The organism is Streptomyces sp. MAI_2237 (assembly GCF_054189285.1).
Genome location: NZ_JAJPGQ010000009.1, coordinates 1,285,398 through 1,311,658, shown reverse-complemented (window position 1 = coordinate 1,311,658; position 26,261 = coordinate 1,285,398). Strand labels below are relative to the sequence as shown.

The window sequence follows — 26,261 nt, the reverse complement described above, 5'->3', positions numbered from 1 at the left end:
GCTCAGCTCAGCCCGCCATCACGACCTCGTCGGCGCGGCGGACCGTGCCCGCCGCCTCCGCCTCGTGCCGCCTGCGGCGCAGCGCGAACCGGTCGAGCCACAGCGCGCCCAGCAGCCCGGCGGTCGCGCCCAGCAGCGCCGTACCCGCCAGGGCGCGGGACCTGTTGCCCTGCACCGGGGCGGCACTCGGGGCGACCAGCACGGACGCCGTGATCCGCGCTTCAGGGGCCACGCCCTGCTTCTCCTGCATGGCCGCCACATGCCGGGAGTACACCTCGATGACCCGCTGGACCGCCGTGCCGGCCTCGACGGCGTCACCGCGGCGCGCCTGCACCTGCACCGAGGGGATCAGATAGCGCGGCGTCGCGCTGGTGCCGCTGTTGCGCGGGATCAGCTGGTACGTCCCGTGCACGCCGGCGGCCGCAAGCTCCCTGCGCCCGGCGGGCGACTCCAGCTGCTGGATGACGCCGTACGACAGGGTGGCGAGCGGCGGCTGGAGGTTGGTCAGCTGGTTCGGCTGGGACCCGGTCACCGGCGGCTTGAGCACGACCACCGCCGAACTCAGCCAGCGCGGGGCCGGGTGCAGCACCTTGTAGGCTCCGGCGGCCGTCAGCAGGAGCGCGAGCAGCAGCACGTACCAGCGGCGGAGCAGCGCTTCGGCGACGTCACGAGGCGACACGGGGATTCCTTCCGTCGGCACCGATCCTCGCAGGCGCACGGGCGGTTCGCCACCAAAAGGGAGTTCTCATGAGCCTTGCCGACCTTTTGGCGATCATGCGCAGGCGCTGGTACTTCATGGTGCCCCTCACCCTGCTCAGCGTCCTCGCCGGCGGCTACCTGTACCGGACCATCCCGGTCTCCTACGAGTCGCAGAGCTCCGTCACGCTCCTGGACTCCACCGCGATCGCCGATCTCGCGCCGACGTTCGGCAACCCCCTGTCGAACGCGGGCGGTTCACTGGTCGTCACCGCCGACGTGCTGATCAGGACGCTCCAGTCGAGCGACTCGGCCAAGGAACTGCGCTCCCGCGGCGTCACCGACCAGTACACGGTCGGCTTCGCACCGCAGGCCGACAGCCCGCTGCTCACCCTGAGCGTCACCGGCACCGACCGGGAGAAGGTGCTCCGGGAGACCACCACGCTCACCCGGTTCACCGGCGAGCAGCTCAAGGCCCTGCAGGCCGCGTCCAAGGTGCCGGCCGGGTACGCGGTGCAGTCCGCGCCGGTCGTCCTGCCGCAGACCCCGGTGTCGCAGTCCAAGGGCCGCTACCAGGGCATCGCGTCGGTCGTCATCGTCGGCATGGTCGCGGCGTTCCTGCTGTCCATCCTCGCCGAGGGCGTCGCGGTGGTCCGCCGACGCGGGCGCGCCCTGGCCGGATACGTGCCCCGGCGCCACCGTGCCCAGCCGCCCGAGCGGCCCAAGGGCCTGCTCGTGCGCCGGCTGGACGCCACCACGGTCCTCACCGGCTATCTCGTGCTGGCCTTCTTCGTGCCGTCCAACCTCACCCTGCCCGCGCTGGGCGGCGTCGGCACACCCGCCAACGTCTTCGCCCTGCTGGGACTTCTCTGGTACCTCGCGACCTGGCTGGGCGGCCGGATCCTGCCGGCCGAGGGCACCAGACTTCCGCGCGTGGTGATGTGCCTGCTGGCCGCCGCCGTGCTGCTGGCCTACCTCGCCGACGCCACCCGGGACAGCTCGCACGAAGAGGTCCTCGGCGCCGACCGCGGGCTCATCGGGCTGGGGGTGTGGGTGGCGCTGGTCGTGCTCAGCTCGGCCGGCATCCAGGAGCGCAGCCGGCTGGAGACGCTGATGCGCCGGCTCGTCGTCCTGGGCACCGTCGTCGCCCTGATCGGCTACTACGACTTCTTCGCCGCCACGAACATCGCCGACTCCATCCACATCCCGGGCCTGCACTCCAGCACCGCCGGGATCAGCGCCATGGACCGCGGCTCGTTCACCCGGCCGCGCTCCACCACCGCCCATCCGCTGGAGTTCGGCGGGATGCTGGCCATCCTGCTCCCCTTCGCCGTCCACCAGGCCTTCGACCCGGTGCGCCGGCACGCGGGCGCGCTGCGCCGCTGGGCCCCCGTCGCGATCATGGGAGGCGCCCTTCCGCTGACGGTGTCCAGGACCTCCATCATCGGCGCCTTCATCGTGATCCTCGTGATGGTGCCCCGCTGGAAGCCGCAGCGCCGCTGGGCCGCGATCGGGCTGATCCTGGGTTCCGTGGCCGGCTTCAAGGTGATCATCCCGGGCCTGATCGGCACCATCACCAACCTGTTCGCCAGCTTCCTGTCCAACTCCGACAGCAGCACCCAGGCCCGCACCGTGAAGTACAGCGCGATCGTGCCCTACCTGGAGGAACACCCCTGGTTCGGGCGGGGGTTCGGCACGTTCACCCCGGACCTGTACTTCTTCACCGACAACCAGTACATGCTGACGCTGGCCGAGACGGGCGTCCTGGGGATGGTCGCGCTGCTCGCCCTGTTCGTCACCGGCATCCACCAGGGCGGTGCCGTACGGCGCCTGGCCCGCACGGAGACGGACCGGGAGCTCGGGCAGGCCTTCCTCGCCTCGGCCCTGGTCGCCCTGGTCATCAGCGCCACCTTCGACGCGCTCAGCTTCCCCATGTACGCCGGGATGTTCTTCCTGACCCTGGGCGCGGGCGGCAGCTACCTGGGCTTCATCCGCCGCGAGGCCGCCGCTGCCGCCGTCCCCGCCCCTCGTACGACGTCCGAAGTCAAGCTCCCCCAACTCGCGGAGTCCCGATGAGCACCGTCGCCGTCATCGTCGTCACCTGGAACAGCGCCGGCGTGCTGCCCGGGTTCCTCGCCGCGCTGCCCGACGGCATGGCCGGCCTCGACCACCGGCTGGTCGTCGCCGACAACGACTCCGCCGACGACACCGTGGAGGTGCTGCGCACCCTGGCCCCGGACGCCACGGTCGTCGAGACCGGCCGCAACGCTGGGTACGCGGCCGGGATCAACGCGGCGCTGGCGGCGGCGGGGGAGTGCGACGCCGTCCTCATCTGCAACCCCGACATCCGCATGCGGCAGGGCTGCGCCAAGCGCCTCCTCGACAGCCTCGGCCCCGGCGTCGGCATCGCCGTACCCCTGCTCTACGAGGAGGGCCACGACACCCCGCACCGCTCGCTGCGCCGCGAGTCGAGCGTGCTGCGGGCGCTGGGCGAGGCCGTCATCGGCAACACCCGCGCCGGACGCTTCCCGGCTCTGAGCGAACTGGTCACCGACCCCGCCGCCTACCGGCGGCCCACGCGCGCGGACTGGGCGACCGGCGCGCTGATGGCCGTGTCGAAGGAGTGCCTGGACGCGTGCGGCCGATGGGACGAATCGTTCTTCCTGTACTCGGAGGAGACCGAGTACTGCCTGCGGGCCCGGGACCTGGGCTACGCCACCCAGCTGGAGCCCACGGCCGAGGCCGTCCACCTGGGCGGCGACTCCCAGGTGTCACCCCGTCTGTGGACCCTGCTCACCCTCAACCGCGTCCGCCTCTACCGGCGCCGGCACGGCCCGCTCGCCACGGCCGCCTTCCGCGCGGCCGTCCTGCTGCGGGAGACCTCACGCGCGGCGCTGGGCCGCCCGGCCAGCCGCGCGGCCGCGGCCGCCCTCGCCCGGCCGGGGTCCCTGGACGTCACGCCCGGGCCGTGACGGGGCGCGATCAGGCGGGCTGCCACAGCTCGATCCGGTTGCCCTCAGGATCGGTGACCCAGCCGAACCGGCCGACGTCCGCGACGTCCTGCGTCTCGTCGGCCACCTCCGCGCCCTTGGCGCGCAGCTGGGCGAGCATCGCCTCCAGGTCGCGGACCCGGAAGTTGAGCATGGTCTGCTGGGCGGGGGACCCGAAGTAGTCGGTGTCGGACTCGAACGCCGCGAACACCGTCGGCCCCGCCTCCTGCCGCCACAGGCCGACCTCGTCGGCGTCCAGGCCCAGGCAGTCGCGATACCAGGCGGTCAGGGCCGCCGGATCGGCGGCGCGCAGGAAGCAGCCGCCGATTCCCAGCACTCGTTCCATGCCGCCATCCTGTCACTCGGCGGTCCGCGGCCGGCACACCATGGCCATGAAGTCGTGTCCCACGTCCGGCAGCGCGGCGTCCTCCGCGGCGAAGCACCGCTCCAGCAGCTCCAGCGTCTGCGGCCGCTGGTCGCGGAAGTGGTGCGCGATGCCGGAGAACGCGATGTGCAGCACGGTGCCGCCGTAGGGCCGTTCCTCGACGACCTCGAAATGCCGTCGCAGACCCGGCAGCAGCGCCGCCGCGTCGACGGCCTCCGAAGGGTCGTCCAGCACCATCGAGAGCCTGCTGGGCCGTACGACACGGTGCTTGATCCGGCCGTCGGCCAGGCGGCGGCGCTCCTCGGGGAGGCCGGTCAGCAGGGCGTTCGCCGCGTCGAGCTGGGCGTCGGTCCACTGGAAGCGGGTGGGGCCGACGAACTCGTCGACCACGAACGTGCCGTCCGGCTCGATCAGTCGGGCCAGGCGCGGCAGGGTCTCGTCCAGGTGGTCGAAGTGGTGCAGGGACTGCAGGCCCAGCAGGACGTCGAAGCGCTCCCCGTCGGCGGTCATCCGGTTGACGTCGGTGACCCGGAAGCGCAGTACGTCGCCGAGCCCCTCCTCGGCGGCCGTCCGGGTGGCGAAGTCGATGCGCTCCGGGGCCACGTCCACGCCCTCCAGCAGGGAGAACGCGCCGGTCCTCGCCCACAGCAGCTCGTTGCCACCGGTGCCGCAGCCCAGCGACAGGCCGCGCAGGTCGGTGCGCGGCGCGAAGTGCTTGGCGGCGACGTACTCGGGGAAGGACGTGTCCGCGTCTCCCGTCATCAGCAGGTTCCACCGCTTGATCACCGCCGGTATCGCCCACCACTCGGTCAGCGAGGGGTCGACCCGGGACCAGTGCTGGACCACCCGCGCACCGCCGCGCACCCGCAGCTTGGCCAGCACCGGGTCCAGGTCCAGCTTGCGCACCTTGCGCAGCAGCCGGTCCGCGTCATGCCGGTTGACCAGGTTGTTCAGCATCAGCGCTCCGTCCGTACGGCGATGAGCGACTTCGGCGCGCCGAGCACCCGCTCACTGAGCAGCTCGGACCGGGGGAAGAGGTAGCGCATCTCGGTGCGGGTGAGCAGCTCGATGTTGATCACGGCGTTCATCGCCGACTCCGGGCTGTCGGGGCGGCTGTGCACGAGCGGCCAGTGCCGCACCAGCCGGGCCCGGGCGGCCAGCGGCAGGAACTGGAAGCCGGGCGCGACGAAGTGCGGCTCGACGGGGAAGTAGCGGTACGGCGTCTGGACCCAGTGCAGGGGCGCCAGCCGCTCGACGGCCGCGACGAACATCCGGCGCTGGCTGTGGCCGCCGACGTGCTCGATGGTGGAGTTGGAGAACACCAGGTCGTAGCCGCCGGCGTCGCTCAGTTCGGCGGCCACCGCCGGGTCGGTGACGTCGGCGTTCTCCGCGGTGATCCAGTCGGGCAGGTCGGCCGGGTGGGCCTCCAGGTTGATCAGGTGGACGTGCTTGGCGCGCACCGGCGCGCGCAGCCACATCTCGGCCGTCCCGCCGAGGTCGACGACGCTCATGTTCTCGATGCCGGGGAAGCAGCGCCGGAACCGCTCCCAGCGGGCGATGCGCAGACGTTCGCCCAGGGAGCCCGGTGCGTCGACGAACTTGTTTCTCAGTGCGCGGGATCGGGGCATCGGATCAACCACCTGACGTCGGAGCGGAACGGGAACGCGGAAGAGGAGCGGAGGCGCACGGACCGTCACCAGTCCGTGTAGAAACTGGCCGGGTTCACCAGGTAGCGGACGGTGGGGTACGGCAGGTGCAGCACCCGGTGCCCGCGGCCGTACCGGCGGATCAGCTCCCAGTCCTCCCGGGGCAGCACCTCGGGTGTGCGGCGCAGCCGGCTGAAGCGCAGGGAGCGGTCGCGGCGGGCGACGAAGGCGTTGGTGTCCAGGAAGGCCTCGCGGGCCGCGCGGCGCCGGTCGAAGGGCACCGACAGGACGTCCTTCTCACTGCCGTCGGGCAGGACGCGGCGCAGCGCCGTGTAGACGCCGTCGGGGCCGCCGGGGGCCTCCAGGGCCGCCAACGCCCGTTCCAGGTGGTCGGGTTCCCACAGGTTGTCGTCGTCGAGGAACGCCACGTAGCGCGAGCGGGTGAGGCGGATGCCGACGTTGCGCACGACGCCCGCGACGCCGGTGTTGTGCGCCAGGGAGACGGCGAACAGCCGTGGATCCGCGGGGAGTTCGGGCAGCCCCGCGCCGTCGTCGACGACGATGACCACCTGGTCGCGCATCGTCTGCCCCAGGGCCGAGCGCACCGCGGCGCGCAGTGCCTCCGGGCGGCGATGGGTGGCGATCACGGTGGCGACGAGCGCCGACGGCGGCGTCGGCAGCTGGGCGGACAGCCGCCGGGTCTCGGCGTCCTCGACACGGCGCAGCCGCAGCGCCGAGGGCGCCAGCAGGACCTTGTTGCGGGCCTCGAAGAGCACCAGCCAGCCGAACAGCGCCTTGAGCAGCGTCCAGGGCGCCCGCGCGAGGCGGCGCGTCATGAGGCCGGCTCGGGGGCGATCGGGCGGCCGTCGGACATCCGGTTGTCGCGCCACACGTTCCCGGCCCCCTCGTGGTTCCAGTGGGCGACCACGCCGTAGCCGCCGGCGGCGGGGTGGTACTGCGTCGAGAACACGTTGTTCGTGACCTTGATCCCGGTGGCGCCGGTGTCCCCGCCGTACAGGGCGTAGGCGCCGCCGGCGATCCAGTTGTGGTCGACGGTGACGTTGCGGACCACGCCGGTGTCGGCGAACAGGCCGATGCTGCCCGAGGCGCCCTGCTTCAGACTGGTCGGGTTCAGCAGGGTGTTGTGGCGGATGACCAGGTGCCCGGTGTTGCCGCCGCCGCTGATCACCGCGTTGGTGTGCTGCCATTCGCCGCCCTGGTTGATGAACGGCTCAATGTCGTGCACGTAGTTGTCGTGGATGCTGCCCTGGCCCATGGACAGGGCGTCGCCGAACACCGAGACGTCGCACCAGCCGACCTCGACGGAGCTGCCGCCCATGTTCGATACGGCGTAGTCCACCCCGCCGTTGTCCGGCCCCTTGCCGGGCACCGCGGTGATCGTGGAGTGGAGCACGCGCAGGCCGTGGTAGCCGGGGCGCAGGTTGATGCCCCACCAGCTGTCCGAGGTGATCTTCGTGTCGATGATCGTGACGTCGTCGGCGTAGATGTCGAGCGAGCCGGTGATGTCCCAGCCCCGGATGGTGAGCCCGTCGGTGCGGATGGCCTTGTAGCCGGTCTTGTGGGGGGTGAGGGCGATGCGCGGGCCGGTGGTGCGGGCGTCGGGGAAGCCGCAGGCGCTCGGCGAGGAGCAGGCGGCCTTCGCCGCGGGGGAGCCGGACGTGCCGCTCGCCGAGGGCGTGCCCGACGGGGACGGCGAGGCGGTGCGGCTCGTCGGCGTCGCGGCGGGTGCCGAGCTCGCCGGACCGCCGCTCGGTGCCGCCGAGGAGCCGCTCGCCGGGCAGGTCAGCGCGTCGTCCGGGCAGTCCGGCAGCGCGGAGTCGTGCGATCCCGAGCAGGCGGTGCCCACCACCGCCAGCAGGGAAGCCAGCAGCAGCCAGACGAGCGAACTCCGGCGGATACGCCGTGACATGCGGTTCACCTCATGTCCTGTCGGGGAGGGCGGACGGTGCGGCCGACCGGTGCCGTCCGCGGTGGGGCCGTTCCACGCCGCGCAGGAAGCGGCGGCTGGGCAGGACGCACAGCGTGTAACAGGCAAGGGCGACCGTGCCGTTGGCAAGGAGCGCGACCCGTCCGTCGCCCAGCAGGCGCTCCAGACCGAGGACGACCAGGGCCATCACGGCCCCGCCGAGGAAGGGCCAGGCACAGGCCCGGGCGATGCGGCCGAGGCCGATGCCGCCCCGGCCGAGGGCGAGCAGGAAGACGGGCACCACCAGGCCGCCGGCCACCAGGACATGGCCCTGGGAGACGCCGACGATGCCGCCCAGGTGGGCGGCGGCGAGGAGCACCGGCACGAGGGAGACCAGCCACAGGCCCTGCACCAGGAAGAGCGAGCGGCGCTGTCCGACCGCGACCAGGCAGTCGTAGGCGAGTTCGCTGCCGATGCGGATCAGGCCGAGGACCATCAGCCAGGGCAGGGCCGCGGCCGCCGGGGCCCAACGGTCGCCGTAGACCGTGCGGATGAGCGGCTCGGCGAGGCCCGCCAGCAGGACGCACAGCGGGACGGTGCCGGTGATCAGCACGCCCAGGGCACGGCTGAAGCCCTGGGCGAGCGCCTGCGGCGAGTCGGCCAGCCGCGAGAACCCGGCGAAGGACACCCGGCGGGCGGCCTCGGAGATGATCCGCACGGGCCAGCCGGAGATGTTGAAGGCGAGGACGTAGAAGCCGAGGGAGACGCTGCCCAGCGTCGCGCCCACCACCATGGTGTCGACGTTGACCACCGCCAGGGCCAGCATGCTCGCCCCGGCCAGCGGCAGCCCGAACCGCAGCAGAGCCCGGGCCTGTTCGCCGTCCCAGCCGAACCTCAGGGTGCCCGGCGCCGCCAGCGCGCAGCCGATCAGCGTGACGACGTTCCCGACGACGGCGCCGACGGCGAAGCTCATCGCGCCCCAGCCCTCGAAGGCCAGCAGCAGGGTCACCGCCGTGCCGAGCACGAAGTTGAGCCCGTCGATGACCATCCGCCTGCCCTGGGCGAACTCCCGGGTCAGGAAGCCGCCCGGGACCTGAGCCACCCCGTCGATCACCACGCACAGGCACATCACCCGCAGCACACCCGCGGCGTGCGGCGAGCCGAGCAGGCCGGCCACCGTCGGGGCCGCCGCGAACAGCGCCAGGTACAGCAGGCCGCTGGAGAGGGTGCTGAGGGTCAGCACGGTCGGCGCGAACCGGCGCGCGTCCCCCTCCCAGCGCACGATGGCCAGGCCCACGCCCAGTTCGTTCGCGGACAGCAGGACCAGCAGCACCGTCTGGGCGATGCCGTACACGCCCCATTCCGCGGGGCCGAGGGCGAAGCGCGCCAGGACGATGCCGGTGGCGAAGTTGCCCAGGCGCAGGACGACGGTGTTGATCAGGCTCCAGCGGGCCGCGGAGCGGACCTTGCGGCCGAGGGAGGCGGTGGCGGCAGGTGCGGGGACGGGAGCAGCGGGTACGTCGCCCGTCTCACCGGTCGCGCTGTCCGGTGCGCGGGCGATGTCCATGGGTCGACTCCTCGTCGAGCGGCTCGGCGGCGGACGCCACGGCCATGGCGGGCCGGGGCGCGTCGGTCTCGGCGGCGGCCCGGCCGTCCCCGGCGGACCGTGACCAGCTCGGCGGGCGCCGGATGGCGAGCGTCTCCTCCACGGCTCCCTCCTGCGGGAACGGCTCCTCCACCACCGGTTCCTCCGTGGACGCGGCGGTGGCCGCCGCGGTCGTCCCCGGCTGTCGCGGACCGGCGGGCGGGGCCTGCTGCTCCGGCGCGCGTGGCCTCTTGCGCGCCTCCATGTAGAACGCGGCGACGAGGGTGACCACCAGACCCAGGGCACCCGCCATGATCAGGTACTCCAGCCGGGTCTTGGTCTGCGCCACCGGGTTCTGCGGGGAGACGATGGTCGTCATGCGGATCATGGCCTTCGGCGCGACCGACTGCTGCTTCTGGAACTGGTCCAGCCGTTCCTTGGCGTAGGCGGTCAGGATCTTGTCCGAGGACAGGACAGCCGCCTTGTCGGTGCCGGTGACGGTGAGCCACAGCAGCGGCCCCTGTGCGTTGTCGGCGAGCTTCGCCTCGAACGTGCCGGTCGCGCCACGGGCCTTGAGGTCCCGCAGCGAGTCGTCGGAGTTGAGGTTGCGGGCCAGGCTGTCGGCCATGCCGGTGAGCGAGGTCTGCGTGCTGAGGAAGGGGTTGCCGTCGTAGGCGACCGTGGCCTTCTGGGAGTTGAGCAGGACCACCGTGCTCTGCGACTGGTAGCTGACCGGCACCAGCACGAGGACGCCGACGATCAGGGCGGCGGTCAGCAGCAGTCCGGGCAGCAGGACGTACCAGCGCCTGCGCAGCACCCGGAAGATCTCAGCGAGATCCATGACGGTCCCCCCTAGCGGCCAAACGTTCGACGAGCATCAGTTGCAAGCGGATCATATGGGGAGCGTTCGATCCTCGGGTCTGGGCCGATCGGCGGATGTCGGTTCCGTGACGGCGGTGGGCCGCGGCCGGGTGCGCGCGGTGCCTCCGTCCAGCAGCACGTCGGCGATGCGGTCGCTGGCGCGGCCGTCCCACAACGCGGGCCGGCGGGGCGCGGGCGGGTCGTCCAGCACGCGGTGGACGGTGGTGACGATCCGCGCGGGATCGCGGCCGGCCAGCACGTTGGTGCCCTGCTCGACGGTGATGGGGCGTTCGGTGTTGTCCCGCAGCGTCACGCACGGCACGCCCAGTGCGGTGGTCTCCTCCTGCACCCCGCCGGAGTCGGTGAGCACCACCCGGGCGGCGTCCTGCAGGGCGATGAAGTCCAGGTACCCGGCGGGCGGTACGAGCCGGATGCCGCCGGGGACACCGATCTCGGCGAGCCGTCCGGCCGCACGCGGATGCACGGGCAGCAGCAGCGGGCAGCGCCCGGCGATCTCGCCGAGGGCCTTCAACAGCCCCGTCAGTACGGCGGGATCGTCCACGTTGGCTGGGCGGTGCAGGGTGACCAGCCCGAACTCGCCCCGGGCGAGCCCGAACCGGTCGAGGACGTCGGAGGCGCGGGCCCGCTCCAGGTTGGCCAGCAGCGTGTCGATCATGACGTTGCCGACCAGGTGGATCTGGTCCTCCCGGTATCCCTCCGCGCGCAGGTTCTCCACGGCGTCGGGGGAGGGGGCCAGCAGGTGGTCGGCGACGCGGTCGGTGGCGACCCGGTTGACCTCCTCCGGCATGCTCCAGTCCCGGCTGCGCAGGCCCGCCTCGACATGGGCCAGCAGCGGCCCGGCCTTGGCGGTGACCAGCGCGCAGGCCAGCGTGGAGTTGATGTCGCCGACCACGACCACGATGTCCGGCGAGACCTCGTCCAGCAGCGGCTCGAACGCGGTCATCACCCGGCCGGTCTGCTCGGCGTGGGTGCCGGAGCCGACCCCGAGGAAGCGGTCGGGCGGCCGGATGCCGAGGTCGGCGAAGAACACGTCGTTCATGGCCGGGTCGTAGTGCTGGCCGGTGTGGACGAGGAGGACCTCGGCGCCCCGGCTCTCCAGGGCGTCCATCACCGGTTTGATCTTCATGTAGTTGGGGCGCGCCCCGGCGACGCACACGATGCGCGGCATGGTCTCAGAGCACCTCGATCGTGGGTCCGGAGGGCAGCCGGCGGCGGCAGTCGAGAACGAACGGGGCGTGCTCGGCGACGAGTTCGTAGTCGAAGCCGTCGTGGTCGGTGAGCAGCACCACCACGTCGGCCTCGGCCAGTTCCTCGCGCGTCGGCTCGACCCGCACCAGCCGGGTGTCGGCCGGCAGGCCCTCGACGACGTGCGGGTCCGCGGCCCTGACCTGGGCCCCCATGTCGAGCAGCAACTGGGAGATGCGCAGGGCGGGCGACTCGCGGGCGTCGCCGGTGTTCTTCTTGTACGCGAGGCCCAGCAGCAGGATGCGCGAGCCGTTCACCGAACGCCGTCGGGCGTTGAAGTGGTCGGTGATCCGCCGGGTGACGTACTCGGGCATGTGGTTGTTGATGTCGTTGGCGAGCTCCACGAACCGGAAGCTCTGGCCGAGTTCGCGCTGCACCCGCCAGGACAGGTAGGAGGGGTCGATGGGCAGGCAGTGGCCGCCCACCCCCGGTCCCGGCGTGAACTTCATGAACCCGAAGGGCTTGGTGGAGGCGGCGTCGATGGACTGCCAGACGTCGATGTCCAGGTGGTGGGCGAACATCGCGATCTCGTTGACCAGCGCGATGTTCACGTGCCGGAAGGTGTTCTCCAGCAGCTTGGCGAGCTCGGCCTCCTTGGGCGAGCGCACCGGCACGGTGGTGTCGACGAGTTGGCCGTAGAAGTCCTGAACCGCCTTCAGGGAGGCCTCGTTGACACCGGAGACGACCTTCGGAGTCTCCTTGAACCCCCACACGGCGTTGCCGGGGTCGATCCGCTCCGGGCTGTAGCCGAGGTGGAAGTCGCGGCCCGCGGTCAGGCCCGAACCCTCCTCCAGGATCGGGGCGAACAGCTCCTGGGTGGTGCCCGGGTAGGTCGTCGACTCCAGGACGACCGTCGCGCCGGGGCGCAGATAACGGGCCAGGGTGATCGCCGACTCCTTGATGTAGCGGAGGTCGGGGGTGCCCTCGTGCAGCGGAGTCGGCACGGTCACCACGGCGACGTCGAAGCCGCCGCAGTCGCGCGCGGACTCGCTCGGTCTGTAGGTGCCCTCGTCCAGCGCCGCGCGGATCCTCTCTGAGGAGACGTCCTCGACGAAGGACTCGCCCGCGGCGAGGCTCTTGATCCGACGGGCGTCGACGTCGTAGCCGATCACCTCGTGTCCGACCTCGGCGGCCCGGACGGCCAGGGGCAGGCCGACGTATCCCTGTCCAACCACGACGACACGCATCAGTGACTCCTGTTCGCGGGAGCGGTCGACGGGGTGAGCCGGATCAGCTCGCGTGCCGTCATGAGGACGAAGGAGACGTTGGTGGTGAGGTAGCGCCGGCCCAGGCGGCGCGGCTCCTGAAGTACGCGGTAGAGCCATTCGAGCCCCCACCGCTGCCAGGTCGCGGGGGCCCGCTTGGTGACCCCGGCGAGGATGTCGAAGGAGCCGCCGACGCCGTGCACCACGCGGGCGCCGGTGCGGGCGCCGTGGGCGGCGGTGAAGATCTCCTTCTTCGGGGACGTCATGCCGAGGAACAGCATCTGGGCGCCGCTGCGGGCGATGCCGTCGGCGACCGTCTCCTGCTCGGAGTCGTCGAAGTAGCCGTTGCGGCTGCCGGCCACCTTCAGCCCGGGGAAGCGGTCGGCGACCCGCAGCAGCATCCGGTCCAGCACGTCCTGCCGGGCGCCCAGGAAGTACACGGAGATACCCGCGGCCTCCGCCTCGCCGAGCAGCCGCAGGAACAGGTCGATGCCGGCGACCCGTTCGGGCAGCGGGGCGCGCAGCACCCGCCCGGCCCACACCACGGCCTGCCCGTCGGCGAGGACCAGGTCGCAGCCGGACACGGCCGCGGCGAGCCGCGGGTCGCGGCGCATGTTCACCAGCTTCGCGGCGTTGACCACGCCGATCTCCAGCTGTCTGCCGTCGCGTACCGCCTCCAGACAGTGCGCCACGGTCTCGTCCATGGTCAGCGGGTCCAGCTCGACCCCGAACAGGGTGCGTCTCGCGCTCATTTGCCACCCGCCTGCCAGGCGTGGAGCATCCAGCCGAACTCGTAGGGCCGGCACTCGCGATCCACGGCCAGCGGCCGGTAGAGCCGGTCCAGGGACTTCAGCCGCAGGCCCGGAGCGAGCCGGGTGGACAGGCCGCGGGCGGCCCGCACGGCCTTCTTCGGATCGCCCCGGTACACCTTGCGCCAGGTGGCCCCGAGGTCGTCCAGAATCATCGGCTCCCGGTGCCGGGAGCCCGCCAGTTCGGGTACGTCCGTCATCCAGCGCAGACCCTTGCGGATCGCCGCGCCGAAGTCGGTGCCGCCGGCCTCGGCGAGGTCGAACAGGGCGGTCGGCGCCATCGCGTGCTGATGAACGCTGTAGACCGGGTAGCCCTCGATCACCGCGCCGGTCCGGGCGTCGTAGTGCCACCACCACTGACCGCCCTCGCCCTGCAGCTCGCAGATGCGCGCCGCGCACGCGTCGGCGGCGGCCAGCGCCTCGGGGTCGCCGTCCCCGTCACCGCTGCCGTGCGCGCGGGCCAGCGCCTGCAGCGGGTACGTCTGGTCGGCGAAGCAGGCGACGTGCGCGCGGTACCAGGGCAACAGGCCGGGGGCGGTGGCGTGCGGGAACAGCGGGCTGTCGCCGATCCGGCAGCGGAGCAGACGGTCGCGAGCTGCGGTGAAACGTCTCTCCACATCGACCGTGTCGCGAGCCGCCGCGAACGCGGACAGCACCCAGGCCGCCTCCACGGTGTACTGCGGGCGCCCTTCCACGTCCAGCTCCGTCACCCGCGCGAGGGCGTCGGAGAGTTTGGGGTGCCCGGTCTCGGCGGCGGCCCAGGCGATGAGCGCCGCGTCACCGAGGTTGGTCACCGCCGGCAGCGACTCGATGAGCAGACCCGCGAACTCCTCGGCGGTGCGCCCGCCGAGCACCGCGCGCTGGCGGTCCTCCGGCAGGAACCGGGCCCCGAGCACGGTGATGGCCGCGTAACGGGTGCTGGTACCGCGCCGCTCCAGGGTCCAGGAGCCGTCGGGGGCCTGCTGTCCGGCCATGGTGAAGACGAAGGCCTCCCCGCCGGGAAGCAGCATCGACGGAAGCCCCGACTCGGCCACGGCGAGCAGGCGTCGGGCGAGCGCGAGTAGCGGCGGGTCCTCGTCACCGAGTGCCGCGAGACGTGAACTGGTCATCGGTTGGACACACCAACCCCCCTGTTTTGGCGCAGACTTGAGAGCGTCGCGGCGCGCACGGCCGGACGTGGAAGACAAGACGGACGTCAGGCGACGGAGCGGATGCCGCTCCTCGCTTCAGGCACAGGTTTCCTCACCCGGTAACCCCCCCTGGGCACTGGTTCGTGTGCTCATTGTGCTGTCTCTGCACAGTTCGCACACATGTTATGCCGGTGAATGTTCGAAGATTTGCGATTTGGCGGAAAGACGCGTCATGCGCGCTCGACGAGTCCGCCGTCCTTCTCGTCGTGCAGCGCACCGGTCTCCGGGCACTCCCACACGCCGGACTCGCCCTCCCGTTCCACCAGGCGCACACCGGCCCGCCCCACCCAGCCGATGCGGCGCGCCGGAACGCCGGCCACGAGCGCGAAGTCCGGCACGTCCCGGGTCACCACCGCGCCGGCCGCGACCAGCGCCCACCGCCCCACGCGGACCGGCGCCACGCACACCGACCGGGCGCCCAGCGAGGCCCCTTCGTCCACCACGACGGCGACGGCCTCCCAGTCGTCCCCGCGCTTGAGCTTGCCGCCCGGGTCCACCGACCGGGGGAAGTAGTCGTTGGTGAGGACGGCGGCCGGGCCCACGAACACCCCGTCGGCGAGCACCGCCGGCTCGTAGACGAGCGCGTAGTTCTGGAGTTTGACGTTGTCGCCGATGCGCACGCCGGGACCGACGTAGGCCCCCCGGCCCACGATGCACCCGCTGCCCAGCCGGGCGTCCTCCCGGATCTGGGCCAGGTCCCAGACCGTCGTGCCGTCACCGATCTCGGCCTTCTCGTCGACCTGGGCGGTCGGCTGCTTCCTGAAGCTCACCGGGCTGGGCCTCTCTTGTCGTCGCACACGACCGCGGGACCGTCTCGTCGCGGACCCGTCGTCCTGGTCGTCATGAGGAGATCTGCACCTTGCTGTGGTCGCCGAGGACGAGGCGGTGGGCGGCGGGTTTGCGGGGGGCGGGAGTGACTTCGACGTTGCGGCCGATGAGGGAGGCCTCCACCCGCCCGACGCCGCGCACCGAGGAGTCGCGCAGCACGATCGAGTACTCGATCTCGCTGTCCTCGATGCGGCAGTCCTCGGCGATCGAGGTGAAGGGGCCCACGTAGGAGTCGGTGATCACGGTGTTCGCGCCGATGACGACCGGGCCCACGATCCGGCTGCCGGTCACCTGCGCCCCGGCCTCGACGCGCACCCGGCCGATGAGCTCGCTGCGGCCGTCGACCGTGCCGTCGATCCGGCCCTCCAGGCTCTCCAGCACCGAGCGGTTGACCTCCAGCATGTCGGTGACGTTCCCGGTGTCCTTCCAGTACCCGGAGATCGTCGTGGAGCGCACGTCCCGCCCGGTGTCGATCATCCACTGCAGGGCGTCGGTGATCTCCAACTCGCCGCGTCCGGACGGCTTGATGGCGCGCACGGCCTCATGGACGGCCGGGGTGAACAGATAGACCCCCACCAGCGCCAGGTCGCTCCTGGGCTGCCGGGGCTTCTCCTCCAGGCCCACCACTCGCCCGCAGTCGTCGAGTTCGGCCACCCCGAACGCGCCCGGGTTCGCCACCCGCGTCAACAGGATGCGCGCGTCCGGGCGTTCGGCGCGGAAGGCGTCCACCAGGGAGGTGATGCCGCCGACGACGAAGTTGTCGCCGAGGTACATCACGAAGTCGTCCTCGCCCAGGAACTCCCGGGCGATCAGCACCGCGTGGGCCAGCCCCAGCGGGGCGGACTGCGGGATGTAGGTGACGTCGAGGCCGAACGCGCTCCCGTCGCCGACGGCCGCCCGGATCTCCTCGGCCGTGTCCCCGACGACGATCCCGACCTCGGTGATGCCGGCCTGTGCGATCGCCTCCAGGCCGTAGAACAGCACCGGCTTGTTCGCGACCGGTACGAGCTGTTTCGCCGACGTGTGGGTGATGGGACGCAAACGCGTGCCCGAGCCGCCTGACAGCAGGAGTGCCTTCACGCGATCACCATACTTACGCCACACTTGTAGAGGAAAGGATTCCGCACAGGTGTGGCCGGTGCCCGCCGGTTCGCTCCGGGCCGCCGGGTCCGTCGCCGGCGACCGCTCGCCGGGTCAGTCGACCCGGATGCCGACGATGCAGGTGTCGTCGTCCGTGTCGGACCTGCTGTGGACGAGCAGCCGGTCCAGCTGCTGCTCCAGCGTCGGCGGAACCGAGCGCGCCGCCGTCAGCAGCTGGGCCAGGGACTCCTCCACGGACCGGTCGCGGCGCTCGATCAGACCGTCGGTGTACATCAACAGCGTGTCGTCGACGGCGAGTTGCACCTCCTGCTCCTCGTAGCCGGCCTCCGGCACGGCGCCCAGCAGCAGCCCCTTGACCAGCGGCAGCGCCGTCGCCTCCGTGCCGCGCACCAGCACCGGCGGCAGATGGCCGGCGCGCGCCCAGCGCAGTGTGCGCCGTTCGGGGTCGTACAGGGCACAGACCGCGGTGGCGGTGATGGAGCCGGTCAGATGGTGGGCCACCATGTTCAGCCAGGTCAGCACCTGGCCCGGCCCGGCTCCGGTCACGGCGAGTCCGCGCAGCGCGTTGCGCAGCACGACCATGCTGGTGGCCGCCTCTATGCCGTGTCCCGCGACGTCGCCCACGCACAGCAGCACCAGCCCGGACGGCAGCACGACCGCGTCGTACCAGTCGCCGCCGACCAGGTGCTGGGTCTCCGCGGGCCGGTAGCGCACGGCCACCCGCAGCCCGGGCGCCTCCAGCGGAGCCTGCGTCGGCGGCATGATGGCGTGCTGCAGCTGCAGCGTGAGCCGGTTGCGCTCACTGGCCTGCTGCTCGGTGTGGGCGAGCTGGTCACGGGTCGCGGCGAGGGCCACCTCCGTCCAGTGGTGGGCGGAGATGTCCTGGTAGGCGCCGCGTACGACGTACAGCTGGCCGTCGGAGTCGAGGCCCGGCTCCGCCACGACCCGGATGTGGCGGGTGACCCCGTCGGGCCGCTGCAGCCGGAACGCGGCCGACGCGGGCCGGCGCTGGTGCAGCACGGCCCGCAGGAACCGGCCGATGGCCACGGCGTCGTCGGGATGCGCGTGGGCGGCCAGGTCCTCCAGCGGCACGGGGGAACTGGAGGCGGACCGGCCGTAGAGGTCGTACAGCTGCCCGTTCCAGGTGATCTCGCCGGTGAGCAGGTTCTCCTCGAACCCGCCGATGCGGCCCAGGCGTTGGGCGTGCTGGAGCAGGTTGGCCAGCCGGGCCGTCTCGTCCTCGATGCGCCAGATCAGCAGGACGCTGCCGCCGTGCCTGCTGATGTTGATGTCGGCGACCGCGGTCAGGTGCACGTCGTCCACCAGCGCGGTCAGCCGCATGCGGTGGGCGCGGTAGGGCTCGCCGGTGGCGTAGACGCGCTCGATCCGCTCGAACAGTTCGCTCTGCCCCGCGGCCAGGGGATAGGTCTCCAGCAGCAGGGCGCCGTTGATGACGCCGCGCGGCCGGCCCGCCGGGTCCAGAAAGCGGCCGTTGACGTGCTGGATCCGGAAGTCGACCAGCCGTCCCTCGGCGTCCAGCCAGGGCATCAGCACCAGGGCCGGGTCGTGCAGCCCGTCGGCGAGGTCCATCAGCTCGGCGACGTCCGGCAGGATGCGCGGGCTCGTGTCCGACGCGGGGTCCGGCGGCACCGAGGTCTGCAATGTGTGCGCGCACAGCTCCGCGAGGGCCTCGATCTGCCGGACGATCGGCGGGGAGAGCTGATCCAGCGGTTCCGGCCAGGCGATCTCCAGCACGCCGTGGATCCGGCCGCCGGTCCCCGCGGGTACGGCCACCCGGCCGCCCTCGGGGCGGTGGTGCTGGCCGATGGAGGGCAGTCCGGTCTCGGCCAGGCTGCGGATCCATTCACCCCCCTCCTCGGTGAGTCCGCGGCGCGCCACGGTCGTCACCCCCGGCGGCACATGCCGCCAGCGCCCGGCCTCGGCGGTGGAGAACCCGGCGCTGCCCGCCAGGCTCAGCGAGCCGTCGGCCCCCAGCCCCCAGATCGCCACCGCCTCCGCGCCGAGCGGCGTCAGCGCGTGCTCCAGCAGGGAGTCGGCCACGGCCTGGGTGTCGTCGGCGGCCAGCGCGCCGCTCTCGGCGGTGCGCAGCCGTACGGCGGACGAGGTGCCCTCGGCCGACGCCTCGGCGTCGGACCGGGCCGCGGTGGCGGCGAGGAAGGCGCTGGTGACCTCCGAGACCCGGTCGCGTGAGGCCTGGTTGATGACCTCGACGGCGAACTCCAGCGGCGTCACGCCCGCTTGCTCGGTCAGCTCGGCGAGCTGCCGCGCCGCCTGCGCCGGCCCGCAGCGCAGCCGCTCGACCAGGATGCCCTTGGCCAGTTCGATCAGGGCGCGGCCGTCCGCCTCGGCCTGCGCCGCCCGCACCTCGCGGCGCAGCCGGTCCACGGTCGCCGCGAGCCGTCCGACGGGGGACGTCTGCTCGGGACCGTCGGCGCCTGCGGTCTCCGCGACGGACGTGCCGGTGTCGCCGGGCGCCTGGACGTGCTCGGTGGCGGGTGATGTGTGCGGCTGACGGAGATCACTCACGGTTGGCCTGTTCTGCGGCGGCGACGCCGGGCGACGTCACGCGGTCGGCTGGGGGACTCGGCGGATGCGGCACCCGGTCACGAGGGCAGCCATTGACGGACGCGGGCGATCAGGTCGCCGGTGTCGACGGGCTTCGTGATGTAGTCGTTCGCTCCCGACGCCAGACTCTTCTCCTGGTCGCCGGGCATCGCCTTCGCGGTGACGGCGATGATCGGCAGCTCCGTGTACTGCGGCATCGAGCGGATCTCCGCGGTGGCCGCGTAGCCGTCCATCTCCGGCATCATCACGTCCATCAGGACCAGCGAGATGTCGGGGTGCGCGAGCAGCATCTCGATGCCCTTGCGGCCGTTGTCGGCGTGCAGGACCTCGAACCCGTGCAGCTCCAGCACCCCGCTGAGGGCGAAGAGGTTGCGCGCGTCGTCGTCGACCACCAGGACCGTGCGGCCGATGAACGAGTCGTCCACGACCTGCGCCGGTGCGTGCTGCGTCTCCTCGGCGCGCACCAGCGACAGCACGTCGCCCGGCTGCTCGGCGGACAGGTGCAGGGTGATGCGCTCGCGCAGCTCGTCCAGGCTGGAGAGGAAGTCCAGCGGCCGGTCGCCCGCCAGGGCCCGCAGCGCCTGCTCCTGGGAGAGGTCGACCCGGTGCCCGGTGTGCACCAGCACGGGCACGCTGGCCAGCGCGGAGTCGCCGCGCATGGCCTCCAGGAAGTCCGCGCCCTCGGCGTGCGGCATGCCGAGTTCGAGGACCACGCAGTGGCAGGGCTCGGCCGCCAGCGTGCTCGCGGCCTCCTCCGCCCCGACGGCGGTGATGATGTCGATCTCGCCGTGCGGGTCGGCCGGGTCGCGCGCGATGTCCGAGACGGCACGCTCGGCGACGAGCGAGAGCAGACCGCGCTGGCGCTCCTCGACGACCAGCAGACGGCGCCTGCGGTGCCCGGACGGCGGCGTGGGCCCCGACAGCGCCCGGGGCGAGGCCGCGTTCGGGACGCTCTCGCCCCGGTGGTGCTCCGCCGGCCGGCCGCCGTCCGCCAGCTCCTCGAAGTCGGCGCGGGCGACGGGCAGATAGAGGGTGAACGTGCTGCCCTGGCCGGGAGTGCTGTCGACGGTGACGGCACCGCCCAGCAGGTGGGCGATCTCCCGGGTGATGGACAGGCCCAGGCCGGTGCCGCCGTACTTGCGGCTGGTCGTCCCGTCGGCCTGCTGGAACGCCCCGAAGATCGTCTCCAGTTGCTGCTGCGGAATACCGATGCCGGTGTCCTTCACCCGGAACGCCACCACGGGACCGCCCCGGTGCACACCGCGCGGCACCTCCCGGTCGGCCGCCGGTTCGATGCGCAGCTCCACGCCGCCCTGCTCGGTGAACTTCACCGCGTTCGACAGCAGGTTGCGCAGGATCTGGCGCAGCCGGGAGTCGTCGGTGAGCAGGTCCGCGGGCGTGCCGGGCGCGGTGGCGACGGTGAAGTCCAGGCTCTTCTGCGTCGTCATCGGGCGGAACGTCGCCTCGACGTACTCCAGCAGCTGACGCAGCGGGACCCGCTCGGGGGAGACGTCCATCTTGCCCGCCTCGACCTTGGACAGGTCGAGGATGTCGTTGATCAGCTGCAGCAGGTCCGAGCCGGCCGAGTGGATGATCCCCGCGTACTCGACCTGCTTCGGGGTGAGGTTGCGCGAGGGGTTCTGGGCCAGCAACTGGGCCAGGATCAGCAGGCTGTTGAGCGGGGTGCGCAGTTCGTGGCTCATGTTGGCCAGGAACTCCGACTTGTACTTGGAGGCCAGCGCCAACTGCTGGGCGCGGGTCTCCAGTTCCTGCCGGGCCTGCTCGATCTGCAGGTTCTTCGCCTCGATGTCGCGGTTCTGCGAGGCCAGCAGGGAGGCCTTCTCCTCCAGCTCGGCGTTGGAGCGCTGCAGCTCGACCTGCTGCACCTGCAACTCCCCGGACCGCGCCTGCAGTTCGACGGTCAGCCGCTGGGACTCCTCCAGCAGCTCGTCGGTGCGGACGTTGGCGACGATGGTGTTGAGGTTGACGCCGATGGTCGGCATCAGCTGGGCCAGGAAGTCCTGGTGGATCTGCGTGAAGCGGGTCAGCGAGGCCAGCTCGATGACGCCGAGCACCTGCTCCTCGACCACGATGGGCAGCACCACCAGCGCGCGGGGGAGCGCGTGGCCGAGGCCGGAGGAGATGCTGACGTAGCCCTCCGGCAGGTCCTCCACGGTGATGGTCCGGCGGTTGCGCGCCGCCTGGCCGACCAGGGAGCGGCCGATGGAGATGCGGGTGGGCCGGTCGGCGTCGTCCGGGAAGCCGTAGGAGCCCACCAGGCGCAGGTCGTGGCCGGCCTCGGTGTCCTCGGCGAGGTAGAAGGCGCCGTACTGGGCCGCGACGAGCGGCGTCAGCTCGTCCATGATCAACTCGGCGACGACCGGCAGGTCGCGGTGGCCCTGCATCAGGCCGGAGATGCGCGCCAGGTTGGTCTTGAGCCAGTCCTGCTCCTGGTTGGCCCGGGTGGTCTCGCGCAGGGACTCCACCATGGAGTTGATGTTGTCCTTGAGGTCGGCGACCTCGCCGGAGGCCACCACGGTGATCGAGCGGGTCAGGTCGCCCTCGGCGACGGCGCTGGTGACCTCGGCGATCGCACGGACCTGCCGGGTCAGGTTCCCGGCCAGTTCGTTGACGTTCTCCGTCAGGCGCTTCCAGGTGCCCTCGACGCCCTCCACCTCGGCCTGGCCGCCGAGCCGGCCCTCGCTGCCGACCTCGCGGGCGACGCGGGTGACCTCAGCGGCGAACGACGACAGCTGGTCGACCATCGTGTTGATGGTCGTCTTCAGCTCCAGGATCTCGCCGCGGGCGTCGACGTCGATCTTCTTCGACAGGTCGCCGTTGGCCACCGCGGTCGTCACCAGGGCGATGTTGCGGACCTGCCCGGTGAGGTTGTTGGCCATGGAGTTGACGTTGTCCGTCAGGTCCTTCCAGGTGCCGGCCACATTGGGCACGTGCGCCTGGCCGCCGAGGCGTCCCTCGGTGCCGACCTCGCGGGCGACGCGGGTGACCTCGTCGGCGAACGCGGACAGCGTGTCGACCATGGTGTTGATCACGTCGGCGAGGGCGGCGACCTCGCCCTTGGCCTCGACGGTGATCTTCTGCGAGAGGTCGCCGCGGGCGACGGCGGTGGCGACCTGGGCGATGGAGCGCACCTGACCGGTCAGGTTGGACGCCATCACGTTGACGTTGTCCGTCAGGTCCTTCCAGGTGCCCGAGACGCCCCGCACGATCGCCTGGCCGCCGAGGTTGCCCTCGGTGCCGACCTCGCGCGCGACGCGGGTGACCTCGTCGGCGAACGCGGAGAGCTGGTCGACCATCGTGTTGATGGTGTTCTTCAGTTCCAGGATCTCGCCGCGGGCGTCCACGGTGATCTTCTGGGACAGGTCGCCCTGCGCCACCGCGGTGGCCACCTGGGCGACGTTGCGGACCTGCGCGGTGAGGTTGCCCGCCATGAAGTTCACGGAGTCCGTGAGATCGCGCCAGGTGCCCTTCACGCCCTTGACGTCCGCCTGGCCGCCGAGGCGTCCCTCGGTGCCGACCTCCCGGGCGACGCGGGTGACCTCGTCGCCGAAGGCGGAGAGCTGGTCGACCATCGTGTTGATGGTGTTCTTCAGTTCCAGGATCTCGCCGCGGGCGTCCACGGTGATCTTCTGGGACAGGTCGCCCTGCGCCACCGCGGTCGTCACCTGGGCGATGTTGCGGACCTGGGACGTCAGGTTGCCGGCCATGAAGTTGACCGAATCGGTCAGGTCGCGCCAGACACCGCCGACACCGGGCACCTGCGCCTGGCCGCCGAGGCGTCCCTCGCTGCCCACCTCGCGGGCGACGCGGGTGACCTCCGCGGCGAACGACGACAGCTGGTCGACCATCGTGTTGACGGTCTCCTTCAGCTGCAGGATCTCGCCGCGGGCCGGCACGTCGATCTTCTGGGACAGGTCGCCCTTGGCGACCGCGGTGGCCACCTGGGCGATGTCACGGACCTGCGTGGTCAGGTTGCCCGCCATGGCGTTGACCGAGTCGGTCAGGTCGGCCCAGGTGCCCGAGACCCCCGGCACCTCCGCCTGACCGCCCAGCGTGCCCTCGGTGCCCACCTCGCGGGCCACCCGCGTCACCTCCGAGGTGAACACGGACAACTGGTCGACCATGCCGTTGAAAACCGTGGCGATGTCGCCGAGCAGCCCCTCCCCGTCCGAGGGCAGACGGGTGCCGAAGTCGCCGTCGCGTACGGCGGTCAGCCCGGCCAGCAGCTGCCGCAGCTCCTGCTCGCCCGGCCCCTGCTTCTCGGCCTCGACCGACTTGGTGGTCATGCGCATCCTCGTTCCGCTCCCCAAGAGCCCTCACCCCGAGGACTCGGAACCGCGCCGGGGCCCCGCAGGGCCCCGCTGTGAGCGGCAATTCCGCAGTTCACGGATATGCCTGATGAGAAATCCGTCGAAGGTTAACGCAGTTCCCGGGCGGCGGCCAAAGCCCCGCGGAGGCATCTGAGAACGGCGAAAAAAGGCATGCGGAAACCGGCATGCCTTGACAGAGGAGGGGCACTCGGACGGTTTATTCGGTGGTCGTCCACCGCCCGCCCGCCCGTCACGGCCGAACGGCTTCCTCGACGCTCGGGCAGCAGACGATCACCGTGTCGAGACCCACGAGCTGCAGGGTGCGCAGCACCGCCCCGCGCACCCCGGCCAGCCGCAGCCATCCCTCCACGGGCTGCCTGTCCTGGTGGGCGCCGATGAGGGCGTTGACACCGCTGGAGTCCATGAACGTGACCCGGCTCAGGTCGAGCACGAGCCGGCGGCCCGGATCGGCGTCGGCCCGAGGCATCGCCCGGGTCAGGGCCGACGCGCTCTGGTAGTCCACTTCCCCCTCGAGGCCGAGAACGGCGACGCCGTCGACGTCGTGACGGACCACGGACAGCCCACCGTGGCCCACTGCTTCCCGGTTGTCTGACACTCGCATCCTTCCGCGGTGGGTCGACCCCCCGTCGCCTCTTCTGTTGCCATCGCTGCCCCGTATTCCGGGCTCGATGCACGCATGCGCCTCATTCATGTGTGCGCGGCGCAGGAGTAGGAGGAGACCTACGGGGTAGTCGCGCGCTCATGAACGGGGTATTGCACATCGGCGGCAGCCAGACTGTTCCGCCCGAGGAGTGGTTTCGGATGCCGGAAGCCGCACCTGCCGAGGTAACCGTGGCCCTCGACGGAGCGCCGGGCTGCATCGCCGACGCGAGGGACCAGGTGTCCGCCTTCCTGGCGCGCGCCCAGTCCGAACACGGGCTTCCGGTCTCGGCGCGGACACTGGACCTGTCGCAACTGGTCGTCAGCGAGCTGGTCACCAACGCGCTCAAGTACGCGCCGGGGCCGGCGCTGCTGCAGCTGCGCGTGGCCGACGGCAGCATGGTGGAGATCGAGGTGTGGGACACCGATCCCACGCTTCCGTGGGCCCAGGCCGCCGACGCCGGACGGGTGGGGCAGCACGGCCTGGAGATAGTGATGGCGGTGGTGCAGGGCTTCGAGGCTCGCCGGGAGCCCGTCGGCAAGCGCGTCACCGCCAGGCTCTCGCTCTTCGACGATCCGCTGCTGGGCTGAGCGGGCCGCCGTCGGCGGCACCGGAGGCGTCAGCCGGACCGGGCCGCCGACGATCCGGACGACTGCCGCTCCGAGGCGGCGAGCGGACCCGCGGCGGCCCTGGTGTGCAGGGAGTCGAGCGTCTGCGTCTGCCGCTCCGCCCGCTGCCGCAGCTCCTCCAGCCGGTCGCGGTCGAAGCGCGGATCGTCTTCGGCCATGGTGAGCAGGGCCCGCCACAGCAGCGCCTTTCCCGCCACGCCCGACCGCAGCGCCTCCAGCTCGATCAGCAACGTGAGGCCGGAGCGGCGCAGCAGGCGGCCGTTGGGCTTGGCCCGGCCGAGCTTCTCGCCCAGCCATGCCCCGTAGACCTTGTACCGCCGCGCGGGCACGTCCAGCTCGCCCATGATCCGCAGCAGGGCCCGCCGATCCTGCGCGATCTCGGTCGCCAGGTTCCGCAGCTCGTTCCCGTACGCCGTGTCACCGTGCTCCTGGACCATGCGGTGCCCCAGCTCGGCACCGACGGTCGCGCCGGCCAGGTGGTCGTTGAGATAGACGCCGAGCAGTCGTGGCGCAGGCATGGCACTCCTTGGGGTCGTCGAATCCGCCGTCGGCCCGCGAGTGCCCCGTCCGGGCCGGTCCACCGCCGGGCCGACCGCCTTTCGCGGGCGACCACCGCGCTCACCCGGCGGCGTCACCTCCGGCGCGTCCCTTGCGCAGGGGCCGGGACACGCCCAGCCGTACGTGCCGGACACCCTCCGAGTAGTGCACGACGGGCTCCGCGGCGGGGGAGGGCAGGCCCGCCGCGGCCGTCAGCGTCTCCTCCAGAACCTCGACCCTGGCCTCGGCCAGCGGCCACGGTTCGTGCTCGACCGGTGTCTCCCACAGCGTCCCGAACCGCCGTGTGTACGACCGCCAGCGCGAGGTCAGCCACACGTCGCGCTCGGTGGGCTGGACCGGGTCGCCGGGCCGGACGGAGAGACGGTAGGAAGGGCGGCCGCCCCACCGCACACCGGTGTACGAGACGGTGTCGCCGTTCTGGCGCACGCTCAGTCTGCCCGGGTGGTACGGCGCCCCGACGGCACGCGCCGCCGGCATCACAGGACAGGAGACCTCGATCGTGAGGAACCACAGTCCGTCCTGCCCGTCGCCCCGGCGGACGTAGGTGCGCAGGTTCGTCTCCGCGAACGTCAGGCCGGCGCCCGGCACGCCCGGCGGCCGCACTCCCGCCATCTCGAACGGGGTCAGACCCACCCAGGCGGCTCCGTCGTACTCGTCCACGACGAGACCCTCCGGCAGCAGGGCCTGCACCACCTCCGGAGGGAACGGCCAGTGGACGAACGTCTGCCTCAGCCAGCGCGCCCGCAGCGCCGGCATCCGTACCCGCTGCTCCGCCCCATAGGCCACCACACGCTCCGGGTCCCCCGCTCGGCCCGTGGGAAACCCGCAGGTCACAGCGGCGCTCACGGTCGAACGCGCCCGCGGCCGCGAGCAAGACACCCCGCCGAACACGCCACTGATCAGGCCCTCGGCAGACGCCGCTCCCCACGGGCGCCGACCGCACATGTACCCGAACCCGGGGCGGCCGCCGAGGAGTACGGGCCGAGGAGGAACCCACGTCGCGCCCA

22 protein-coding genes are annotated in these 26,261 nt (G+C 72.0%); 3 read left to right on the top strand and 19 right to left on the bottom strand.

The window, feature by feature from the left end; all coding sequences use genetic code 11:
• Positions 1–7 precede the first annotated feature (7 nt).
• Positions 8–679 (bottom strand): hypothetical protein, encoded by a 672-nt coding sequence (locus LN251_RS41405; protein WP_458249281.1) that lies wholly within the window; start codon positions 677–679, stop codon positions 8–10.
• A gap of 68 nt (positions 680–747) precedes the next feature.
• Between LN251_RS41405 and LN251_RS41400 the strand changes: the two genes are divergently transcribed.
• Together LN251_RS41400 and LN251_RS41395 are read left to right on the top strand one after the other, a co-directional pair.
• Entirely contained in the window at positions 748–2,772 is a 2,025-nt protein-coding gene (locus LN251_RS41400) for an O-antigen ligase family protein (RefSeq protein ID WP_458249280.1), read from the top strand.
• On the top strand, positions 2,769–3,668 hold the full coding sequence (locus LN251_RS41395) for a glycosyltransferase family 2 protein (RefSeq protein WP_458249279.1): 900 nt from the start codon (positions 2,769–2,771) through the stop codon (positions 3,666–3,668). The genes LN251_RS41400 and LN251_RS41395 overlap by 4 nt, the downstream gene beginning before the upstream one ends.
• 10 nt (positions 3,669–3,678) lie before the next feature.
• Here the strand turns inward: LN251_RS41395 and LN251_RS41390 are convergent, their stop codons facing one another.
• From LN251_RS41390 to LN251_RS41315, 16 genes are all read right to left on the bottom strand, one after another.
• The gene (locus LN251_RS41390) at positions 3,679–4,032 is read right to left on the bottom strand and encodes a VOC family protein (protein ID WP_458249278.1); all 354 of its coding nucleotides are present in this window, start codon (positions 4,030–4,032) and stop codon (positions 3,679–3,681) included.
• A 12-nt stretch (positions 4,033–4,044) separates the two neighbouring features.
• Positions 4,045–5,028, bottom strand: coding sequence for a class I SAM-dependent methyltransferase (locus LN251_RS41385; protein WP_458249277.1), 984 nt, complete (start codon positions 5,026–5,028; stop codon positions 4,045–4,047).
• Entirely contained in the window at positions 5,028–5,699 is a 672-nt protein-coding gene (locus LN251_RS41380) for a class I SAM-dependent methyltransferase (protein WP_458249276.1), read from the bottom strand. The genes LN251_RS41385 and LN251_RS41380 overlap by 1 nt, the downstream gene beginning before the upstream one ends.
• A 65-nt stretch (positions 5,700–5,764) precedes the next feature.
• Entirely contained in the window at positions 5,765–6,553 is a 789-nt protein-coding gene (locus tag LN251_RS41375) for a glycosyltransferase family 2 protein (protein ID WP_458249275.1), read from the bottom strand.
• Positions 6,550–7,647, bottom strand: a complete 1,098-nt coding sequence (locus LN251_RS41370; protein WP_458249274.1) for a hypothetical protein — start codon at positions 7,645–7,647, stop codon at positions 6,550–6,552. Before LN251_RS41370 ends, LN251_RS41375 begins: the two co-directional genes overlap by 4 nt.
• 10 nt (positions 7,648–7,657) lie before the next feature.
• Entirely contained in the window at positions 7,658–9,211 is a 1,554-nt protein-coding gene (locus LN251_RS41365) for an oligosaccharide flippase family protein (protein ID WP_458249273.1), read from the bottom strand.
• Entirely contained in the window at positions 9,174–10,070 is an 897-nt protein-coding gene (locus LN251_RS41360) for a Wzz/FepE/Etk N-terminal domain-containing protein (RefSeq protein WP_458249272.1), read from the bottom strand. The genes LN251_RS41365 and LN251_RS41360 overlap by 38 nt, the downstream gene beginning before the upstream one ends.
• Before the next feature lie 51 nt (positions 10,071–10,121).
• The gene (wecB, locus tag LN251_RS41355) at positions 10,122–11,279 is read right to left on the bottom strand and encodes a non-hydrolyzing UDP-N-acetylglucosamine 2-epimerase (RefSeq protein ID WP_458249271.1); all 1,158 of its coding nucleotides are present in this window, start codon (positions 11,277–11,279) and stop codon (positions 10,122–10,124) included.
• Positions 11,280–11,283: 4 nt separating this feature from the next.
• A complete protein-coding gene (locus tag LN251_RS41350) occupies positions 11,284–12,543 on the bottom strand; it encodes a nucleotide sugar dehydrogenase (RefSeq protein WP_458249270.1) in 1,260 nt (419 codons plus the stop codon).
• Positions 12,543–13,313 carry a WecB/TagA/CpsF family glycosyltransferase gene (locus LN251_RS41345; RefSeq protein ID WP_458249269.1) on the bottom strand — a complete coding sequence of 257 codons (771 nt, stop codon included), beginning with the start codon at positions 13,311–13,313 and terminating at the stop codon, positions 12,543–12,545. The genes LN251_RS41350 and LN251_RS41345 overlap by 1 nt, the downstream gene beginning before the upstream one ends.
• Entirely contained in the window at positions 13,310–14,479 is a 1,170-nt protein-coding gene (locus LN251_RS41340; RefSeq protein WP_458249268.1) for a hypothetical protein, read from the bottom strand. Before LN251_RS41340 ends, LN251_RS41345 begins: the two co-directional genes overlap by 4 nt.
• 251 nt (positions 14,480–14,730) lie before the next feature.
• Positions 14,731–15,330: an acyltransferase gene (locus LN251_RS41335; protein ID WP_458249267.1), complete on the bottom strand. Its 600-nt coding sequence runs from the start codon at positions 15,328–15,330 to the stop codon at positions 14,731–14,733.
• Between the two features lie 70 nt (positions 15,331–15,400).
• Positions 15,401–16,468, bottom strand: coding sequence for a glucose-1-phosphate thymidylyltransferase (locus tag LN251_RS41330; RefSeq protein ID WP_458249266.1), 1,068 nt, complete (start codon positions 16,466–16,468; stop codon positions 15,401–15,403).
• Positions 16,469–16,582: 114 nt separating this feature from the next.
• Positions 16,583–19,036 (bottom strand): SpoIIE family protein phosphatase, encoded by a 2,454-nt coding sequence (locus tag LN251_RS41325; protein ID WP_458249265.1) that lies wholly within the window; start codon positions 19,034–19,036, stop codon positions 16,583–16,585.
• A 77-nt stretch (positions 19,037–19,113) separates the two neighbouring features.
• Entirely contained in the window at positions 19,114–23,382 is a 4,269-nt protein-coding gene (locus LN251_RS41320; RefSeq protein ID WP_458249264.1) for a HAMP domain-containing protein, read from the bottom strand.
• A gap of 274 nt (positions 23,383–23,656) precedes the next feature.
• Positions 23,657–23,980, bottom strand: coding sequence for an STAS domain-containing protein (locus LN251_RS41315; RefSeq protein ID WP_458249263.1), 324 nt, complete (start codon positions 23,978–23,980; stop codon positions 23,657–23,659).
• A 248-nt stretch (positions 23,981–24,228) separates the two neighbouring features.
• On the opposite strand from LN251_RS41315, the gene LN251_RS41310 reads away from it, so the two are divergent.
• The gene (locus tag LN251_RS41310) at positions 24,229–24,657 is read left to right on the top strand and encodes an ATP-binding protein (protein WP_458249262.1); all 429 of its coding nucleotides are present in this window, start codon (positions 24,229–24,231) and stop codon (positions 24,655–24,657) included.
• A 29-nt stretch (positions 24,658–24,686) separates the two neighbouring features.
• On the opposite strand, the gene LN251_RS41305 is transcribed toward LN251_RS41310, so the two are convergent.
• Both LN251_RS41305 and LN251_RS41300 read right to left on the bottom strand, forming a co-directional pair.
• On the bottom strand, positions 24,687–25,214 hold the full coding sequence (locus LN251_RS41305) for a hypothetical protein (protein WP_458249261.1): 528 nt from the start codon (positions 25,212–25,214) through the stop codon (positions 24,687–24,689).
• Between the two features lie 100 nt (positions 25,215–25,314).
• Entirely contained in the window at positions 25,315–26,043 is a 729-nt protein-coding gene (locus LN251_RS41300; RefSeq protein ID WP_458249260.1) for a YqjF family protein, read from the bottom strand.
• Positions 26,044–26,261 lie beyond the last annotated feature (218 nt).

Coding starts and splice junctions, on each gene's coding strand:
- LN251_RS41400 (WP_458249280.1), top strand. CDS start 748: ATGAGCCTTGCCGACCTTTTGGCGATCATGCGCAGGCGCTGGTACTTC.
- LN251_RS41395 (WP_458249279.1), top strand. CDS start 2,769: ATGAGCACCGTCGCCGTCATCGTCGTCACCTGGAACAGCGCCGGCGTG.
- LN251_RS41390 (WP_458249278.1), bottom strand. CDS start 4,032: ATGGAACGAGTGCTGGGAATCGGCGGCTGCTTCCTGCGCGCCGCCGAT.
- LN251_RS41385 (WP_458249277.1), bottom strand. CDS start 5,028: ATGCTGAACAACCTGGTCAACCGGCATGACGCGGACCGGCTGCTGCGC.
- LN251_RS41380 (WP_458249276.1), bottom strand. CDS start 5,699: ATGCCCCGATCCCGCGCACTGAGAAACAAGTTCGTCGACGCACCGGGC.
- LN251_RS41375 (WP_458249275.1), bottom strand. CDS start 6,553: ATGACGCGCCGCCTCGCGCGGGCGCCCTGGACGCTGCTCAAGGCGCTG.
- LN251_RS41370 (WP_458249274.1), bottom strand. CDS start 7,647: ATGTCACGGCGTATCCGCCGGAGTTCGCTCGTCTGGCTGCTGCTGGCT.
- LN251_RS41365 (WP_458249273.1), bottom strand. CDS start 9,211: ATGGACATCGCCCGCGCACCGGACAGCGCGACCGGTGAGACGGGCGAC.
- LN251_RS41360 (WP_458249272.1), bottom strand. CDS start 10,070: ATGGATCTCGCTGAGATCTTCCGGGTGCTGCGCAGGCGCTGGTACGTC.
- wecB (WP_458249271.1), bottom strand. CDS start 11,279: ATGCCGCGCATCGTGTGCGTCGCCGGGGCGCGCCCCAACTACATGAAG.
- LN251_RS41350 (WP_458249270.1), bottom strand. CDS start 12,543: ATGCGTGTCGTCGTGGTTGGACAGGGATACGTCGGCCTGCCCCTGGCC.
- LN251_RS41345 (WP_458249269.1), bottom strand. CDS start 13,313: ATGAGCGCGAGACGCACCCTGTTCGGGGTCGAGCTGGACCCGCTGACC.
- LN251_RS41340 (WP_458249268.1), bottom strand. CDS start 14,479: ATGACCAGTTCACGTCTCGCGGCACTCGGTGACGAGGACCCGCCGCTA.
- LN251_RS41320 (WP_458249264.1), bottom strand. CDS start 23,382: ATGACCACCAAGTCGGTCGAGGCCGAGAAGCAGGGGCCGGGCGAGCAG.
- LN251_RS41310 (WP_458249262.1), top strand. CDS start 24,229: ATGCCGGAAGCCGCACCTGCCGAGGTAACCGTGGCCCTCGACGGAGCG.
- LN251_RS41305 (WP_458249261.1), bottom strand. CDS start 25,214: ATGCCTGCGCCACGACTGCTCGGCGTCTATCTCAACGACCACCTGGCC.